The sequence below is a fragment of the Citrobacter sp. Cb080 genome, from assembly GCF_030334745.1.
GTDB classification, from domain to species: domain Bacteria; phylum Pseudomonadota; class Gammaproteobacteria; order Enterobacterales; family Enterobacteriaceae; genus Citrobacter; species Citrobacter braakii.
This window is the reverse complement of record NZ_JAOWDG010000054.1, coordinates 68,598-85,386: the sequence shown is the minus strand read 5'-3', so window position 1 is coordinate 85,386 and position 16,789 is coordinate 68,598. Positions and strand designations below refer to the sequence as shown.

The window sequence follows — 16,789 nt, the reverse complement described above, 5'->3', positions numbered from 1 at the left end:
ACAGATTAAAAAACCAGTACAGATTGGCGTGAAAAAAGCGATGCAGAACTCTTTTTAACCAATCTGTATGTTAAATAAAAGTACTTTGTGAGTCTGTATTGCTTAGGGCCAAATCCGTGAAGATAAAGCCTCAGACAAGGCGGGGAGGCAAGGTATGGAATTTCATGAGAATAAAGCAAAGCAGCCATTTATTGGGTTTGTTCTGATCTGGCGGGCATATAAGGCGTGGCGGTTACGGGCGCAAACGCGGCGCGTACTGCAACAGATGAGTAATGAGCGGCTGCGGGACGTCGGGCTGCGACGCGATCAGGTTGAGTGATTTTCTTCCATCGACAGAGGCTGGGGGTTATCGCCCCGGCCTCTTTTATATTCACATTATTTATCAATCCATGCTTCTGGATAGCCTGTTTCTTGATACTACCCTGATAAGTATTATTTTCTTCTCAGCGATGAGGGGAAAGTAAGATGACGGAAGATGAACTGTTTGCCCGCCGTCCGATGGGGATGCGCATGGCAATGGTGGTGCGCCAGTGGCGAGCCATTATTGATGCTGCCATCACTGATACTGGCCTGACGCAGTCAAGCTGGACGGTACTGATGCAACTGTATCAACTGGGAGACAACGTCTCGGTCAGTGAACTGGCACAAATACAGGGCATTGAACTGCCGCCGCTAATGCGCACCCTTTCGCAGCTGGAAAAGCAGGGCTATCTGCTGCGTTCCACATCGCCTTATGACAAACGCATCCGTCTGCTAACGCTGACCGCGCAAGGCCGCTCAAGGCTTGAAGAACTTAACCGGGTGATTGAGACATATCAACATCGCGTCACCTGCACCATTCCTGAAGCGGAGCTTGCCTTATTCAGCGCGACCTTAATTCAACTCGCCTGCAATTTGCGGACAATCCGCGAAGAAGACAATCAACACTAAAAACTATGATGACCCCAGAACAAAAATTTGCCCGTTGGGTAAGGGTGAGTATTGCCGCTTTCCTGGTAATATTCGCCTGGTTTATCGTTGCCGATATCTGGATCCCGCTGACGCCGGACTCCACGGTGATGCGCGTGGTAACGCCCGTTTCCTCACGCGTATCCGGTTACGTCGCGCTGGTGGCAACGCTAACGATGGTATTTCTGGTACACCGGGTGTTTTCAGATTGCCTGCTGCTTCCCCGTTATCTAATTATTCAGAATACGATTTATTGGTTCGAGAAATAAAGATGTATGAATTATAAATATTTTGAATTTTAATAATTGTGACTTTATGAACATATTTAATTTTACAATTAAATATGATAAGCATAATTATTATATTTTAAAGGGTGTAAATCATATGACATGGGAATATAAAGTATCGACAGGTATACTGAGCCATAACGGTAAATTAATTGCTTATTGCTACAGTGGTGCTGGTGAATCAAAGGATAAACCGAACTGTGAACACATACGTAACAAGGGCCCCATTCCACGAGGCGTTTATTTTATTGCTGGATGGAATAATCATAAAAGTCCCTCCGCTATTATCCTCGAACCTATTGCAGGGACAAATACTTTTGGCAGAGATCATTTCGAAATTCATGGTGATAAAAAAGGGCAGCCACCGGGAACGGCATCTGCAGGATGTATCATTATGAATGGACAAGATAAGCGCCAAACCATTTACGATTCGGGTGACACAATTTTGGTGGTAAGATAATGAAATTTATTTTTATCTCCTTTCTATTTATTCTTTCGGGTGCTCCCTGTGCTGCAGTGCATACTGCAGCACAGCTTCTGCAGATGATAAATGAAAAAGGAGCAGATACTGTTGTACACGAACTTTATGATGGCAGTGAGTCAGAATGGTGGAACCATATTATTCCTGAAATTAGCAAAGGTAATAATGACTGGTTAACGGTAGCAAGTGCTCTTGAATCCGGAGTTGATGCCAGTACGGCGGAAGATTTACAGGGGGCGGTCTCTGAAGCCATTCCACATAACCCAGTCGGTGTTCTGGCTATCCTCAACGATAACAGACCATTGCTGAATATTGAGAAGGTATGCGCATTTACCTCTTACCCTGAGTCAGAAGAAGAAATGAATAAGCTATTTGTTAATTCCATCAGGGAAATGTATAAGGTCAAAACGACAGAAGGGAAGCGGTGTATTACGGTTATGATCAATAATGTTGAGAATTCTATTCCATTTAACAAGGATTTATAAATGGCTATCCCCGGTTATATGTCATTAATCGATGATGCTGGTAATATTATCAAAGGTAGTGTAATGGTAAAAGACCGTGAAAATCAGATCGAGATTTTAGGTCTGTATCATAATGTGAGCTACAACTCTGATTTGCATAATGGGAGGGTGTTGAATAAACGCCAACATCGTCCATTTTTAATTGAAAAGGAAATTGATGCTTCTAGTGTGCTTTTGTACAAATCATTAAGTACCGGAGAAACATTAAGGAAAGCGGTTATTGACCTCTATCGAATAAATTATGCTGGTCAGGAAGAGGTCTATTTTACGATAACCCTGGAAAATGTGAAAGTCGTTACGCTTTTTTCACTGATGCACGATGTTAAAGATCCTTATTACGAAAAACAGACCCATCTTGAACTTGCTCAGCTCCGTTACAAGAAGATTACCTGGCACTATCATGATGGGAATATAGTCCACTATGATGATTGGGATTATCGCTTAGGGTCTTGAGTAAACGGCTCCGGATAAAATGATGTTACCCAGAGCTGTAAAGTAATCAATACACGGCGCTTATACTCATGAGCGTCGTCTGGCATCCGGGCGGTTATTTCTGCCTGACAGGCTTCGCCGAAATCACCTCGATAAACTCCTGCACCTGCTGTTGCTTACGCGCGGACAGCTTGCACACCCGACGCAGCGACTGCAGTAACGCCGGTTCTTCCGGTTCCGGCAGCTTGGCCGTCAGCACAATGCAGCCGGGCATCACTCTGACATCGAATTTGCAGCCGGTGGCGAAACCGGCTGCCTCCAGCCACTGGCCTTTCATAATAATTGCCGGAACATGCGTGTAATCCGGATAACGCGACTTTGCCGTCCCGGAGTTTGACCTCTTGTCTGATTTGCGTTGTGTCGTTCCAGCCAGCGTCAAGGATGGCGGGCATTACGCGTTTGGTGATGATGTCTGCTTCCGTCAGGGTACTCAGGTTCAGGTCAGCCATGTCCGTTCTCTACCGATAATGGGATTGCTCTGATTTTACACAATATTGTTATGCAAGCCATGAACAGAAATGGCTGTGCTAGAGCGTCTGGAACGTTATTCAATCTCCAGCTCATCAAACAGCTGTAAATCGACATCCAGCAGTTCTACCGCGTTGCTGCGTCGAATGCCGACGTTGTTTTCAATCAACAGTTCCAGCAGGCGGTCGCCGTCGATTAACGTGATAGGGGCTGCCCCTGGAAACAGCGCTGCTTCCGCGCATTTGGCGGCAAACTTGCCGGTAGTGATCAGCGTGCCGCGAATGGCTTTGTGGTAGGGAAGTGCGCCGCGTAGCTGATCGATATACGGGCGCGTGATGGTGTTCTGCATCCGTTTTACCTGCACCACTTCGGTAATGGTGGTGATGCCCACCTGAACCTTACCAATCACATCCACGCCTTTATCGCCGGAGGCTTTGGTCACTTCAACCTGCTCGTAGCCCATTGTTTCAAGTAGCTGAGCCACCAGATGTTCAAATTTGTACGGATTCATAGTGGAGAGCTGGTCGCGCAATAGCTCTTTTTGCTGCTGGTTATAGCGTTTTACCGCATCCAGCAACTCCTTACGTGGATCGGTTCGACGTTCAGGCAGTGCCTTACCGAGCCATTTTCGGCCAGCCTCGGTAATTTTGTAGCTCATCCCTTCACGGGCTACCAGATCGCGCTCGACCAGGTTGTACAGCCGGGCGTAGAGCGTAGTTTTGACTGAACTGGGGGAGGCAAATTTTGAGTGCTGATGTAAGAATGCCTGCCACTCGGGTAGCAGATCAGCGCGTCTGGCCTGCTCCCGGCCGGCGAGCAGTTCCAGTAGTTGCAACATGCCTTCTGTATCGTCGAGTTTACGCAGTGTGGCTTCATCGTTATCCAGAAATAATCGCCCCTGTTCGCTGGGGTACCAGCCGCCGTCTTCGTGGGTCTGCATAAGATCGAACAAAGGGTTATTGATAAACATGTAGCAGCCATAGCTGTGGCGGGGGTTGAGAATATGGTTATCCATCTTCCAGATCTGCCAGGCTATTTTGGCATCTTCGCCGCTGAGCCGTTCTTTAATCCAGTTATCCGGCTCTGACCAGTCAACCGGGTTTTGTGGCGTACCCGTTTGCTCCTGAATGGCGGTGATCATATTACGCACCGCTTTGACTGAACATCCAGCCACGGCATTCATCATGGCTCGGGTCTGATCATAAGTTGGAAAAAGCGGGGTAATCACTTTGTACTTTTTCACGTTGGTCCCTTAACGAGTGCAATGGCAATAGCTTGCCATACCAGATGAAAAATTCCATGGGATGAATCACTTATCGGAATGAAAACTGCCAGTGCCGGATGGCGGCTGCGCCTTATCCGGCCTACTAAAGTTCACCCTATCAACAGTAAAGTGTGATGCTATTTCCAACAATTTCGCTATAATCATAAGATAATTGTAGATACATTTTTGTATATACAATAAGGGATGAAATACATGCCAATGGAGTTTGAGTGGGATGCAAACAAGGCACAAAGTAACCTGAGGAAACATGGTGTTCGCTTTGAGGACGCAATATTGGTTTTCGACGATCCCCAACATCTGTCGCGGCAGGAGCGGTATGAGAACGGTGAGTATCGCTGGCAGACCATTGGTCTCGTTCATGGCATTGTGGTTATTCTGGTTGCCCATAGCGTTAGGTTTGAAAGTGGCTTTGAAGTCATTCGTATCATCAGCGCCAGAAAGGCAGATCGTAAAGAGAGGAATCGTTATGAGCATAGTTAAACATAAACGCGGCAGCGTATCCGCGCTGAGTGCTCAGTATGAGGCTGAACTGAAGGCGCTGGCGAATAAACCGGACGATGATATCGATTACAGCGACATTCCCGTGACCGAAGATAAGCAGTGGTCAGAGGCCATTCGCGGTAAGTTTTTTCGTCCGTTAAAAACGCAGGCGTCGGTGCGCATTGATGCCGATGTGATGGAATGGCTGAAGCGCCCCGGGAAGGGTTACCAGACGCGTCTCAATGCCATTTTGCGCGAAGCGATGCTGCGCGAGCAAAATAAGAAATAGTCAGAATATGCAGGGACTGTGAGTGCCGGATGGCGGCTGTGCCTGATCCGGTCTACGGGAAGCGGAATTTCCTGGCCCGATAAGTGTAGCGCCACCGGGCATCTGCGAGGTTATTTCTGCTGCGGTTCTCCGCTAAAATAACCGCAGCTGTCAAATTAGTGGAACACCTGCGGCATCATGCCGAGATGACAAACCGATTACCACCAGTGAACAGTGGGTTGTAACGCAGCAGGGCGTGTTGAAATAGGATTCGCCCCTCTCCGCTGTAGGGAGAGGGGAATGTTTACGGATTCCTGGCGTGGCTCCGTTAGATCACCTTTGCGCTATTTTCGTAGGTGTTGATAAGATGGTCGCGCAAGCTCCCTGTTCCGTGCATTGTCACCAAAAGATTCTGGCGCGCGCGGGTAAATCCGACATACAGACGCTTGATGTCGTCACTCAGATCTTCCTCATCCCTTTCCTTTGCGGCATCCATAATAGCCACTGAGTGAAATTCAAGCCCCTTACTGCTTGGTAAAGGCATTACACAAAGGAGATCATTTTGCGGCGACCAGTGCTTTTTGTCATCGCTGGTCACAATCATTTGGTAGGGGATGCTACGCGCCGCGAGACGTGGCCCCAGCATCCCCGAAATGCTGTATGTTGAAGGGCACAGTATGGCGATCTCTGACCATGCAATACCTTGTTGTCGCTGCTTTGTCACCCAATCGAGCACGTGAGTAATCTCCTCGTCCTGATTATCAAAGCTGGCCAGTGCCGGGTAAGTGCCGGACAAGCCTCCAGCATCGGGTTGCTGGTATTTGAGCGCCTCTTCAATGTGATTATTGAGATAATTAAAGGCAATGTTGCTGGCAAAATGGAGTATTTGCCGGGTATTACGATAGTTGGTATTCAGGATCGTAGTGCGGCCGAGGGCCTTAATATTGACACTAGAGAGTGTGAAGTCGAGGGCTTTCTTTTTCTGGTAGATAGACTGGGCGTCATCGTAGAGGAAAAGAAGGGAGTTATCTTTGTTGTCTGGCATACGTGCGAGTATTCTCAGCCACTCCGGTTTAAAATCGTGTCCCTCGTCTATTAGGACTGCGCTGTATTGCTCCGGTTTTATAATCCCCTCTTCAAATGCCACCGTCAGTGCATTTTCCATCAGCTCAATAAAGTTTTTACTTTTCGGCGGAAGACTATGATGTGTATTTAACTGTTGATAACACCAGGCATGAAAATGGATGACTTCGACGGGAAGTCTTAAAGTGTGCTGCTCAAGCTGTGATTTGAGTTTTTTGGCCAGCGTGATGTTGTAGCAAATCACCAGGATCGGCTTGGTGTTTTCAATATTGTTGGCAAGCTCAATACAACGGTGGTGCAAAATGAGCGTTTTACCGGATCCTGCCACGCCATGAATAACACGGTGTCCTGCACCCATGCTTCTGGCGAGTTGTTCCTGGTTCCTGTCCATCATGCAAACCACATCGGGGGTGTGGAACGTAAAATTGTTCAGATCAACCTGCGTAACGGATGCGTTAATGCGTACATCGGGATATAGATGCCATCGGATACGGTCGAGTTGCTGTGGTGTAGTGTGATGAGCGTAGTTATGTCTGAGAAGGGATTCGAGCCGGGCAGAGATTTGTTCCTTGGTCATAAACTCGCTGAGTTCGTCTTTGCAAATAACCTGGCTGGCTGGGAATAGTTCATTTATCGCTTCGGGTGGAAAACTCTTTTCTAGCTGTGCTCGGGTGATATTGCTCAAATAAACACCAAATCCATACGGCATAATAAAGCTGCCTTCATAATCACCTTGTTGCTGGCGAAGCAGCGGATCTTTTTTTAGGCTATTGATAGTGTGAAAGGTATATTGACGAACCTGTTCGAGTGGATTCTTGAACGGTTGAATGCCGTCTTTAGTTTCATAATGAATATGTGATTTGTTGGCAGATTTAATTTTTGTAATAAACCAGTCTTTTACTTCTATAAATAACAAACCTTTTTCGGGGGTTAGAATTACAAAATCCGGATGCTCTTGCTTGTCTCCCATTCGGGTGTCATACCAGCAGGTACACTGTTCGCTGAGTCCCCCCTCAAGAAGTCTTGCCAGTCTTTTTTCGCCGGCAGTAATTTTCTCGCTACAACTGCTTATTGTGGGAATAATGATTGCCATGTTACGCCTACCAATTCATGAAAATTATATAAATATGTTAAATTAATATTCCGAGAGATATTAATAAAAACATAAATTCATCATGGGTAATGACATTAACAGACAATATTACAAACAGAAAGCGTGATGCGAGATATTTGTTTCAGAGATATTTGCTCCCTTTCACAAATAAAAGGGAGCGGCTGTTTACTTCTTCAACCCCGCAAACGCGGCTCGGATCTCGTCTTCCGGCAGGTTAATGCCGATAAACACCAGCAGGCTGTGCGGTTGTTCGTCGCCCCACGGGCGATCCCAGTCGGCACTGTACAGACGCTGAACGCCCTGGAACAGCAGGCGGTTTGGCTCGCCTTCAATCCACAGCATGCCTTTGTAGCGCAGCAGCTTCTCGGCGGATTCCAGCAGCAGATTTTCCATTACCCGCGACACGTCACTGATGTTTACCGGGTAATCCAGCTCGACGACGATCGAGGAGATATCATTTTGCTTGTCGGCGATAAAGTGGAAGCGTGGTTTGGCGCTGACCACGTTCTCCTCGAGCATGAAACCGTTGGTATCGAACAGCAGGGAGAGGTCGATATCACCATGCGTGACGGTATACACCGGGGCGCGGGCGTTGATGCGCGCCAGGCGCTCACGCAGTTTCTCGCTTTCACCCGCCACGTCGGTTTTGGTCAGTAGAATGCGGTCAGCGTAGCCCACCTGCGACTGGGCGATGGTGAACTGGTTCATCTGATCGTCGGCATGTACCGCGTCAACCAGCGCAATCACACCGTCCAACAGGTAGCGTTCGCAAATCACTTCATGGGAGAAAAAGGTCTGGATAATCGGGCCGGGGTCGGCCATGCCGGTGCACTCGATCACCAAACGGTCGAAATGGATGGCGCCTTTGTCGAGGTTGTCGAGCAGATCTAACAGTGCGTCTTCCAGCTCACTGGAGCGGGTACAGCAAATGCAGCCGTTGGTCAGGGTTTTGATCTGCGTGGCGCGGTCGCCAATCAGCTGATCGTCCACCGAGACTTCGCCGAATTCGTTTTCGATAACGGCAATCTTATAGCCGTGCTGCTCGTTGAGAATATGGCGCAACAGGGTGGTTTTACCCGCGCCAAGAAAACCGGTGAGTAGGGTAACTGCAATCGGGGTCATTCATTTCTCCTTCTAACAGCAACTGCTTCCGCCGCTACCGTAGCGGGCTTCCTGGCGCTCGCGGAAGAATTCTTCGTAGGTCATGTACGGCTTATCGGGATGGTTGGTCTTCATGTGCTCGACGTAGTTGTCGTAGTCCGGAATGCCAATCAGCATCTTTGCCGCCTGACCGAGGTATTTTTTTGCCTGACCTAAAGTACCAAACATAAACAATCCTGATAAGCGAAAAGCCCCGCCGAAGCGGGGCTGAATACGGTTAGTGATGTGAAGAGGTCTTCACGCCGCCTTCCGGCACCGGTACATACGGCGTCTCTTTATCAGAGCGACCGTTGATGGCGCGGGCTTTCTGCCAGGTACGGAACCCGTAGAAAATGATGCTGTACACCACCACCAGGAACAGAATACTCAGGCCTGCATTGGTGTAGTTGTTGACGACGATGTGGTTCATGTTGGCAATCTGCTGAGCGGTCAGTTCGCCGCCGTTAGCAATCTTCTCTTTGTACTGATTCGCCATGAAGAAGAAGCCTTCCATCTGCGGGTTGGTGCTGAACAGTTTCAGACCCAGCGCCCAGGTGGTGCAGATAAGCAGCCATACTGCCGGAACAACGGTAACCCAGATGTATTTGGTGCGCTGCATTTTAACCAGTACCACGGTGCCCAGAACCAGTGCCACGGCAGCCAGCATCTGGTTAGAGATACCGAACAGCGGCCACAGGCTCTTAACGCCGCCCAGCGGGTCAACAACGCCTTGATACAGCAGGTAACCCCACAGGCCTACGCAGCCCGCAGTACCGATGATACCCGCAACCAGAGAGTCGGTTTTCTTCAGGAACGGAACGAAGTTCCCCAGTAAATCCTGCAGCATAAAGCGGCCAGAACGGGTACCGGCATCCAGTGCGGTCAGGATGAACAGTGCTTCAAACAGAATACCGAAGTGGTACCAGAAGCCCATATCAGCCATTGGCAGCACTTTGTGGAACACGTGAGCGATACCAACGGCCAGCGTCGGCGCGCCACCTGCGCGGTTCAGAACGGACGGTTCACCGATGTCTTTCGCGGTCTGCAGGATCTGCTCAGGCGAAATGACGAAGCCCCAGGAGCTGACGGTCGCCGCCGCATGTGCGGTTACGTCTTTCAACTGCGCCATAATCAGCGGGGCGTTCTCGCCGCTCATTTCATGCAGGTTCGGCATGGTGATGCCAAGGCCTGCTGGCGGGGTGTTCATTGCGAAGTACAGACCCGGTTCGATGATGGACGCGGCAACCAGCGCCATAATCGCCACGAAGGATTCCATCAGCATGGCGCCGTAACCGATAAAGCGCGCGTCGGTTTCACAGGCCAGCAGCTTCGGTGTGGTACCAGAAGCGATCAGCGCGTGGAAGCCAGAGACCGCACCACACGCGATGGTGATGAACAGGAACGGGAACAGAGCGCCTTTCCACAGCGGGCCAGTACCATCAACGTACTGAGTCATCGCCGGCATTTTCAGTTCCGGGTTGAGGATAACAATCCCCACCGCCAGACCGACGATAACGCCGATTTTCAGGAAGGTAGCCAGATAGTCGCGCGGCGCGAGGATCAGCCATACCGGCAGCAGCGCAGAGATAAACGCGTAGCCGATCAGGGTAAAGGTAATGGTGGTGTCTTTAAAGGTCAGCGCCGGGCCCCAGTACGGGTCGTGAGCAATCACGCCGCCGAAGTAGATAGACGCAACCAGCAGCACAATACCAATCACCGACACTTCGCCCACACGACCCGGTCGCAGGAATCGCATGTAGATCCCCATGAATAGCGCGATAGGTACGGTTGAGCAGACGGTGAACACACCCCACGGGCTTTCAGCCAGCGCTTTCACCACGATCAGCGCCAGTACCGCAAGGATGATGATCATAATTAAGAAGCAGCCGAACAGCGCAATGGTTCCCGGGATTGGGCCCATCTCTTCTTTGATCATCTCACCCAGAGATGCGCCGTTACGGCGTGAAGAGATAAACAGCACCATGAAGTCCTGCACCGCACCGGCCAGCACGACACCCGCCAGCAGCCACAGCGTACCGGGCAGATAGCCCATCTGCGCGGCCAGTACCGGCCCAACCAGCGGACCTGCACCTGCGATAGCGGCAAAGTGGTGGCCAAACAATACGTTACGGTTGGTTGGAACGTAGTTCAGACCGTCATTGTTGATGACCGCCGGCGTGGCACGCGTCGGGTCAAGTTTCATCACCTTTTGGGCGATGTACAGACTGTAGTAACGATAGGCCACCAGATAAACAGAAACTGAGGCGACCACGATCCACAGGGCACTGATGTGCTCACCCCGACGTAATGCCACTACCGAGAGGCAGAATGCACCGATGATTCCGAGAATCACCCAGGGTATGTGCTTGAATATCTTTTTCGTATCCATAGTAAAACCTGGTATCTAATTAATAATTGGCCGAAGCCGCGTGGGTTTGATCTTGTGTTTGAGGAGGTAAATTGACTGCTATGTTGGGGGGATCTTGCCAGAGAAATACGCGCGTAAAGTAAGGTAAATAAGTGAGCGGTTGTATGTCAGCTTAAGCGGTCCCAAGTGTCAGTGAGCGGTAAGCAATGGGGGAGAGTGGGGGAATTTATGTGATTGAGATCACGGCATTATAGCGTTCGCCCATCTACATGCCGTGTTTTCCAACTGACGAAGCATCTCACTGAGATACTTAGATCACGATATAACAGTAAGGCGTTTGTTCGATGTCTTTAAGCAACACATGTTTCTTACGTGATTTAGTCAGGTAATATTTTTCATCCAGATAATAGTCAATCAGTTCATCGAGGCGCTCTTTGTCTATGCGGGGTGTTACCCCTAGCGTCCAGAAGCTACGCAGCTCTAATTCCGAACGTTTGATTTTTGCGCTTTTAACCAAATCCGCAATCATATTTCTGACGCAGCTTGTCGGATCCTGGTTCTGCTTGAGCTCAAGCGCAATGTAGCTGTCCTGCGTCCATCCTTTTTTCCGCAATAAGAAATCTGCACGCACAGACAAACGCTGTGGATTTTTCCGCAGATCGCAAGCGAGGGTCTGTTCACGCCACCATTCATGACCCGTCGAAGCCAACAGATTGGCAAATTCTATTTGCATCCACACTTCCCAACCGGAGATGTTGTACTGATCGATGATATTGAGCTTTTGACGAACATCTTCACGTTCAAAAAAGTGGTGTGCGAGAGTGGATAGGTGATCAAAATCGCGATTCAACATAGAAGCATCCTTTTCTTAAAAAACGGGAATCCTACACCTAAGGCGCAACAGAACGACAAATTTTTTGCGTAATTTGTCATAGGGAGCGGGATTTAATGTGAAAACGATAATTCTGTGGCAATTGCTGACACCATAAAGTTTTCTCTTTCCAGGCCGAAAACCAGAGTATCTGTCTAGCGGAAAGAGAAAACATGTTAAAACGAATGAAGATTGTTACCAGCTTACTGCTGGTATTGGCGCTATTTGGCCTTTTACAGCTCGCCTCCGGCGGCTTGTTTTTTAACTCACTTAAGAATGACAAAGAGAACTTTACCGTTCTGCAAACCATTCGCCAGCAGCAGTCTGCGCTGAACGCCACCTGGGTTGAGCTGCTGCAAACGCGTAATACCCTGAACCGGGCGGGTATTCGCTACATGATGGATCAGAGCAATATCGGCAGCGGTGCGACCGTTGCTGAGCTGATGCAGGTAGCCAGCACGGCGCTGAAACTGACGGAAAAAACTGGGCGATTTACGAGTCGCTCCCGCGCGATCCGCGTCAAAGTGAAGCCGCGTTCCAGGAGATCAACCGAACCTATGACATCTATCACGGCGCGCTGGCGGAGCTGATCCAGTTACTGGGTGACGGGAAGATCAATGCGTTCTTTGATCAACCCACGCAAAGCTATCAGGATGGTTTTGAGAAGACATACATCAACTACATGCAGCAGAATGATCGCCTGTATGACATAGCAGTGGCAGATAACAACAGCTCTTACAGCCAGGCGATGTGGGTATTGGTCTGTGTACTGATTACCGTACTGGCGGCAATTATTGCGGTCTGGTTCGGCATCAAACTGACTCTTATCTCCCCAATGAACCGTCTGATCGACAGCATTCGTCATATCGCCAGCGGCGACCTGGTGAAGCGTATTGAGGTGGAAGGTTCCAACGAGATTGGCCAACTGGCGGAAAGTCTGCGTCACATGCAGGGTGAGCTGATGAACACCGTGGGTGATGTGCGTAACGGTGCCAACGCGATTTACAGCGGGGCCAGCGAGATTGCGATGGGCAACAACGATCTCTCCTCGCGTACCGAGCAGCAGGCTGCATCTCTGGAAGAAACCGCAGCCAGCATGGAACAGCTGACGGCGACCGTGAAGCAGAACGCCGAAAACGCGCGTCAGGCCAGCCATCTGGCCCTAAGCGCTTCTGAAACCGCGCAAAAAGGCGGCAAAGTGGTGGATAACGTGGTGCAAACCATGCGCGACATCGCTTCCAGTTCGCAGAAAATCGCCGACATTATCAGCGTCATCGACGGCATTGCCTTCCAGACCAACATTCTGGCGCTCAACGCCGCGGTAGAAGCTGCGCGTGCGGGCGAGCAGGGCCGTGGTTTTGCAGTGGTTGCGGGTGAAGTTCGTAACCTGGCCCAGCGTAGTGCGCAGGCCGCGCGCGAGATCAAGAGCCTGATTGAAGACTCGGTCAGCCGTGTGGATGTGGGTTCAACGCTGGTAGAAAGCGCTGGTGAAACCATGGATGAGATCGTCAATGCGGTAACCCGCGCGACCGATATCATGGGTGAAATCGCCTCTGCTTCTGATGAACAGAGCCGCGGTATCGACCAGGTCGGTCTGGCCGTTGCTGAGATGGATCGTGTGACACAGCAGAACGCCTCGCTGGTGGAAGAATCCGCCGCCGCCGCTGCGGCGCTGGAAGAGCAGGCCAGCCGTCTGACCCAGGCCGTTGCCGTGTTCCGTATTCAGCATGACCAACAGCGCGCGCGTGACGTTGCTGCTGCTAAACCAGTTTCAACGGTCCAGCCGCGTAAAGCTGCGGTAACGGATGCCGGGGATAACTGGGAAACGTTCTAAGTTGGTAATGCCCGATAAGGCGTAGCCGGCCGTGGGCAATTAACGCAGCATCAGGCGCATGGCGCAGCGTAGTTCGTACGTCTGCCCGTGCGCCGCTTCGTCTTCTCTTTTCTGGCGCAGCAGTGCAGGAAGCGTCTCGTCAGCCAGCATTTCAAACCCCAGTCGTGCGTATAATGGCGCATTCCACGGCACATCGCGAAAGGTGGTCAGCGTGAGCGATGTATAACCTTTCTCGCGCGCCTGTTCGGCAACATAGCCAATCAATCTGCGACCAATACCTTTTCCCTGCCACTCCAGATGCAGTGAAAGTTCAGCAATAAACAGCGATGACCCCAGCGTTTCGGCAACTAAAAAACCGACCGGATGCTCGTCGACCTGCGCCAGCCAGCTCATGCCAGCAGCGGCAAATGCCCGATGCTGGTCAGCCGATATAGTCTGGTCGTCAGCAATCCACGCCAGTTCGGGGATGAGTAAAAAACGTTGCCCCGCAGATCGTTCGATGGCGGGAAGAGCGGCAGTTTCTGCCAGAGTGGTGGAGCGTAAGGTGATGTTCATTTGTCGAGCATAACATGCCCGATAAGCGCGGTGTTATCGGGCATCATGAGGATTAATCTTTACGCGGATCGCTGATGGGTTGGCGCACCAGGAAGATGTAGGCGAGGGCTCCCACCATGGTGACGCAGCCACAAATGATCAGCGCCAGACGGAAAGAGTTGGTGGTATCAACAATAAATCCGGTGACGATTGGTGCAAACGACGCGCAGATAAAGCTGGCAAAGTTCTGGATACTGCCCACGGAGGCGGTCATGCGTGAGGCGACGGCTACGTGGATCAGGCCCCAGCACGAGGTGCCGGCGAAGTGGATACAGAACAGCGCCATACCGATCAGTAAGACGGCGGCCATCGACGTTGTGGCCTGCGGCACGATGAAAGTGAAGGCCGCAGAACAGAACATCCCGGCGATAATACAAATCTTACGGCTCTTAATCGGTGCCATACCGCCTTTCACCAGCCAGTCGGTGACAAAACCGTTAATTAACATGCCGGCTGCGCCAAACAGGAATGGGATCGCCGCCATTAATCCGGTGCTTTTTAAATCCAGGTTGTAGGAGGTTTGCAGGTAGCCTGGCAGCCACGCCAGATATAACCACGCGGTGTAGTTGATGCCGCTAAAGCCCAGCATCATGCCCCACATAGTGCGGTTGCGGAACAGGCTGCGCCATTCGGCAAAGCTCAGCGGATCGCGGCGGGCATTGACGCTACCGGCGTTCAGATACGCTTGTTCAGTAGCGCTCAGCGCAATCTGCTCGCGGTTGCGATACAGCATGTACCAGCCGATGGCGAGGAAAATACCCAGCACGCCGATGGTAATAAACATCCAACGCCAGCCCATCACCAGCATCATGGCAGCCAGAATCGGCGGGCTAATGGCAACACCGATGGTGGAAGCGGCGTTGAATAATCCCATCGGGCGACCGCGCTCTTTGATGTTAAACCAGTCGTTGATGACCTTTACGCCGCACGGGTTCATAGGCGCTTCGCCGATCCCCATCCCGATACGCACAAGCACAAACTGAGTGAAGCTGTGAACCATGCCTGACATCGCCTGAAACAGCGACCAGAAGAACATCCCCAGCCCCAGCATAATGCGCGGACCTTTGCGATCCAGCAGCGGGCCGCAGGGCAGCTGTGCAATACCGTAAGCGAGAGAAAACACTGACAGCAGTACGCCGATTTGCGTGGCGCTCAGCCCCAGTTCTTCACGAATCGTTAAGTTGGCGACCGACAGTGAACTGCGGTCGAGATAATTAATCACCGCAGCAAAAAATTATAAAATCATTGCTGTGGTCTGAATACGTTTTATTCGGCTACTGCGTTGCACCATGCCCTCAGGCGGAACGTTAATATCCGCAGATGACGACGTGCCAAACGAAGAACTCGGGTCGAGGGTAATATTATTTTTTTCCACGCCGGACTCCTGAACCTCAATAATTTATTTTCACACAGCCGGGCTGTGCAGTATTGAAAAATACCAGTGATAAATCAATTTGCTCATCACCGCTCACAAAAGTTTTTAATGCAGTCGACTTAGTGTGAGCATAGGCAAGCGGTATTTTTCCGGCGTTTTTATTTTTATAAAATCGTGCTCCCGGTAATGGTTTGCTGTTTTTTATCGGTACTTAATGAGCGGCGCTATGGCTTTGGTTGATGGAGCGAATCATCGATTGTTTGGCTGAATTCAAATGGTTACAGAGCGCCAGGGTGGCATCCAGGTCGCTGCGGCAAATCAGTGCGCTGAGGATGGTCATATGCTCATCAATGGCAATGATATTGCGCTGCTTGAGGTCGCTTTCATCCCACTGATAATGAAAATGGAAAATCACGGAGATGATTTCAAGTGATTGATTAAAAAATATATTATCTGCTGCGGAGAGCAGTAAAGCATGAAACTCACGGTCTAACTGCGAGAACATACGAAAGCTGCTGCCGATGCTGTCGCGCAGGACCCGGTGGCGCTCAAGCAGTGTTTTAGCCAGCAACCAGCGCGGGTCATCGTCGGGCAGATTGAGAAAATGCTGCAGGGAATGGGTTTCCAGCATCTCTCTGAGTTCAAACAGCTGTTCCGCATAGGCCTGATCGAACTGCTTCATGCTCCAATGGCCGCGTTTTTCGTTTTTGATCAGATTGTAACGTTCGAATTTTAAAAGATATTCTCTCACCACCACCGGGCTGACCCCCGCAGCTCTGGCAAGCTGTAGTTCGGAGAAACTCTCCCCTGCGCGTAGCTGACGCTGGTTGATCATGGTGAAAAAAGCCTGCTCAAAAATCCGGTTTTGCTCAGTCATGGAGGCGGTTGTACAGGCAAAACCGTCGTCATGGTCGGGTTTACGTACGATGACATAGTGGCTGCCGACCTGGGTCAGCACGCCGCACTCGCCTAAGTGGCTCAGCATATGGCGCACGGTGGTGCGGCTGATGTTGTACATCTCCGCCAGCGCGCTCTGCGACGGGAGGGGGGAAGGGATATGGCCACGCGCCATATCGTCAATCATCTGGTTAATCACATTGTGACGTAAGTTCTGCGAACGGCTCATGGCTTCTCCTTTTTGCGTATTAAAACCCGATTTAAAACATTTTTATGCGCT

The 16,789-nt window shown here is 50.5% G+C and carries 16 protein-coding genes and 4 pseudogenes; 9 read left to right on the top strand and 11 right to left on the bottom strand.

The features are described from left to right. Nucleotides 1–154 precede the first annotated feature (154 nt). The 6 genes and pseudogenes from OGV38_RS09690 (at nt 155) to tssD (ending at nt 2,693) form a co-directional block, all read left to right on the top strand. Entirely contained in the window at nt 155–319 is a 165-nt protein-coding gene (locus tag OGV38_RS09690) for a DUF1127 domain-containing protein (RefSeq protein WP_016155606.1), read from the top strand. A gap of 146 nt (nt 320–465) precedes the next feature. Beyond that, a complete protein-coding gene (locus tag OGV38_RS09685) occupies nt 466–930 on the top strand; it encodes a MarR family transcriptional regulator (RefSeq protein WP_049269958.1) in 465 nt (154 codons plus the stop codon). 5 nt (nt 931–935) lie between these two features. After that, nucleotides 936–1,112: pseudogene (locus OGV38_RS09680) on the top strand (hypothetical protein); the annotation flags it as partial. Between the two features lie 151 nt (nt 1,113–1,263). Further along, nucleotides 1,264–1,695 (top strand): tlde1 domain-containing protein, encoded by a 432-nt coding sequence (locus OGV38_RS09675; protein ID WP_233896696.1) that lies wholly within the window; start codon nt 1,264–1,266, stop codon nt 1,693–1,695. Next, complete coding sequence (locus OGV38_RS09670; protein WP_286473235.1) at nt 1,695–2,201, top strand: hypothetical protein; 507 nt, start codon at nt 1,695–1,697, stop codon at nt 2,199–2,201. Before OGV38_RS09675 ends, OGV38_RS09670 begins: the two co-directional genes overlap by 1 nt. Next, nucleotides 2,202–2,693, top strand: coding sequence for a type VI secretion system tube protein TssD (tssD, locus tag OGV38_RS09665; RefSeq protein WP_016151575.1), 492 nt, complete (start codon nt 2,202–2,204; stop codon nt 2,691–2,693). It begins immediately after the preceding gene. 94 nt (nt 2,694–2,787) lie between these two features. Here the strand turns inward: tssD and symE are convergent, their stop codons facing one another. The 3 genes and pseudogenes from symE to OGV38_RS09650 form a co-directional block, all read right to left on the bottom strand. Further along, a complete protein-coding gene (symE, locus tag OGV38_RS09660; protein WP_502874071.1) occupies nt 2,788–3,105 on the bottom strand; it encodes an endoribonuclease SymE in 318 nt (105 codons plus the stop codon). After that, nucleotides 3,035–3,181: pseudogene (locus tag OGV38_RS09655) on the bottom strand (type I restriction endonuclease); the annotation flags it as partial. The gene symE and the pseudogene OGV38_RS09655, both read right to left, overlap by 71 nt. A gap of 95 nt (nt 3,182–3,276) precedes the next feature. Next, nucleotides 3,277–4,443, bottom strand: a complete 1,167-nt coding sequence (locus tag OGV38_RS09650; protein ID WP_019078303.1) for a restriction endonuclease — start codon at nt 4,441–4,443, stop codon at nt 3,277–3,279. Nucleotides 4,444–4,677: 234 nt separating this feature from the next. Between OGV38_RS09650 and OGV38_RS09645 the strand changes: the two genes are divergently transcribed. After that, nucleotides 4,678–4,965 carry a BrnT family toxin gene (locus OGV38_RS09645; RefSeq protein ID WP_016155613.1) on the top strand — a complete coding sequence of 96 codons (288 nt, stop codon included), beginning with the start codon at nt 4,678–4,680 and terminating at the stop codon, nt 4,963–4,965. Continuing rightward, nucleotides 4,952–5,254 carry a BrnA antitoxin family protein gene (locus OGV38_RS09640; protein WP_286473233.1) on the top strand — a complete coding sequence of 101 codons (303 nt, stop codon included), beginning with the start codon at nt 4,952–4,954 and terminating at the stop codon, nt 5,252–5,254. Before OGV38_RS09645 ends, OGV38_RS09640 begins: the two co-directional genes overlap by 14 nt. Nucleotides 5,255–5,561: 307 nt before the next feature. Here the strand turns inward: OGV38_RS09640 and OGV38_RS09635 are convergent, their stop codons facing one another. The 5 genes from OGV38_RS09635 to OGV38_RS09615 all read right to left on the bottom strand — a co-directional run bounded on the left by OGV38_RS09635 (nt 5,562) and on the right by OGV38_RS09615 (nt 11,791). After that, the gene (locus tag OGV38_RS09635; protein WP_101700343.1) at nt 5,562–7,409 is read right to left on the bottom strand and encodes a UvrD-helicase domain-containing protein; all 1,848 of its coding nucleotides are present in this window, start codon (nt 7,407–7,409) and stop codon (nt 5,562–5,564) included. 186 nt (nt 7,410–7,595) lie between these two features. Further along, on the bottom strand, nt 7,596–8,552 hold the full coding sequence (gene yjiA, locus OGV38_RS09630; protein ID WP_049040419.1) for a GTPase: 957 nt from the start codon (nt 8,550–8,552) through the stop codon (nt 7,596–7,598). A 12-nt stretch (nt 8,553–8,564) separates the two neighbouring features. After that, nucleotides 8,565–8,759, bottom strand: a complete 195-nt coding sequence (locus tag OGV38_RS09625; RefSeq protein WP_003830038.1) for a YbdD/YjiX family protein — start codon at nt 8,757–8,759, stop codon at nt 8,565–8,567. Between the two features lie 49 nt (nt 8,760–8,808). Continuing rightward, nucleotides 8,809–10,959: a pyruvate/proton symporter BtsT gene (gene btsT / locus OGV38_RS09620; protein WP_003830033.1), complete on the bottom strand. Its 2,151-nt coding sequence runs from the start codon at nt 10,957–10,959 to the stop codon at nt 8,809–8,811. Nucleotides 10,960–11,248: 289 nt separating this feature from the next. After that, nucleotides 11,249–11,791, bottom strand: a complete 543-nt coding sequence (locus tag OGV38_RS09615; RefSeq protein WP_016151578.1) for a hypothetical protein — start codon at nt 11,789–11,791, stop codon at nt 11,249–11,251. Between the two features lie 191 nt (nt 11,792–11,982). Here OGV38_RS09615 and tsr point away from each other — a divergent pair. Beyond that, a pseudogene (tsr, locus tag OGV38_RS09610) lies at nt 11,983–13,643 on the top strand (methyl-accepting chemotaxis protein). Nucleotides 13,644–13,682: 39 nt separating this feature from the next. On the opposite strand, the gene OGV38_RS09605 reads toward tsr, so the two are convergent. The 3 genes and pseudogenes from OGV38_RS09605 to OGV38_RS09595 form a co-directional block, all read right to left on the bottom strand. Beyond that, nucleotides 13,683–14,198, bottom strand: coding sequence for a GNAT family N-acetyltransferase (locus OGV38_RS09605; protein ID WP_049040420.1), 516 nt, complete (start codon nt 14,196–14,198; stop codon nt 13,683–13,685). 52 nt (nt 14,199–14,250) lie between these two features. Beyond that, a pseudogene (locus tag OGV38_RS09600) lies at nt 14,251–15,612 on the bottom strand (MFS transporter). 211 nt (nt 15,613–15,823) lie between these two features. Beyond that, complete coding sequence (locus OGV38_RS09595) at nt 15,824–16,738, bottom strand: GntR family transcriptional regulator (RefSeq protein ID WP_269518465.1); 915 nt, start codon at nt 16,736–16,738, stop codon at nt 15,824–15,826. Nucleotides 16,739–16,789: the final 51 nt, after the last annotated feature.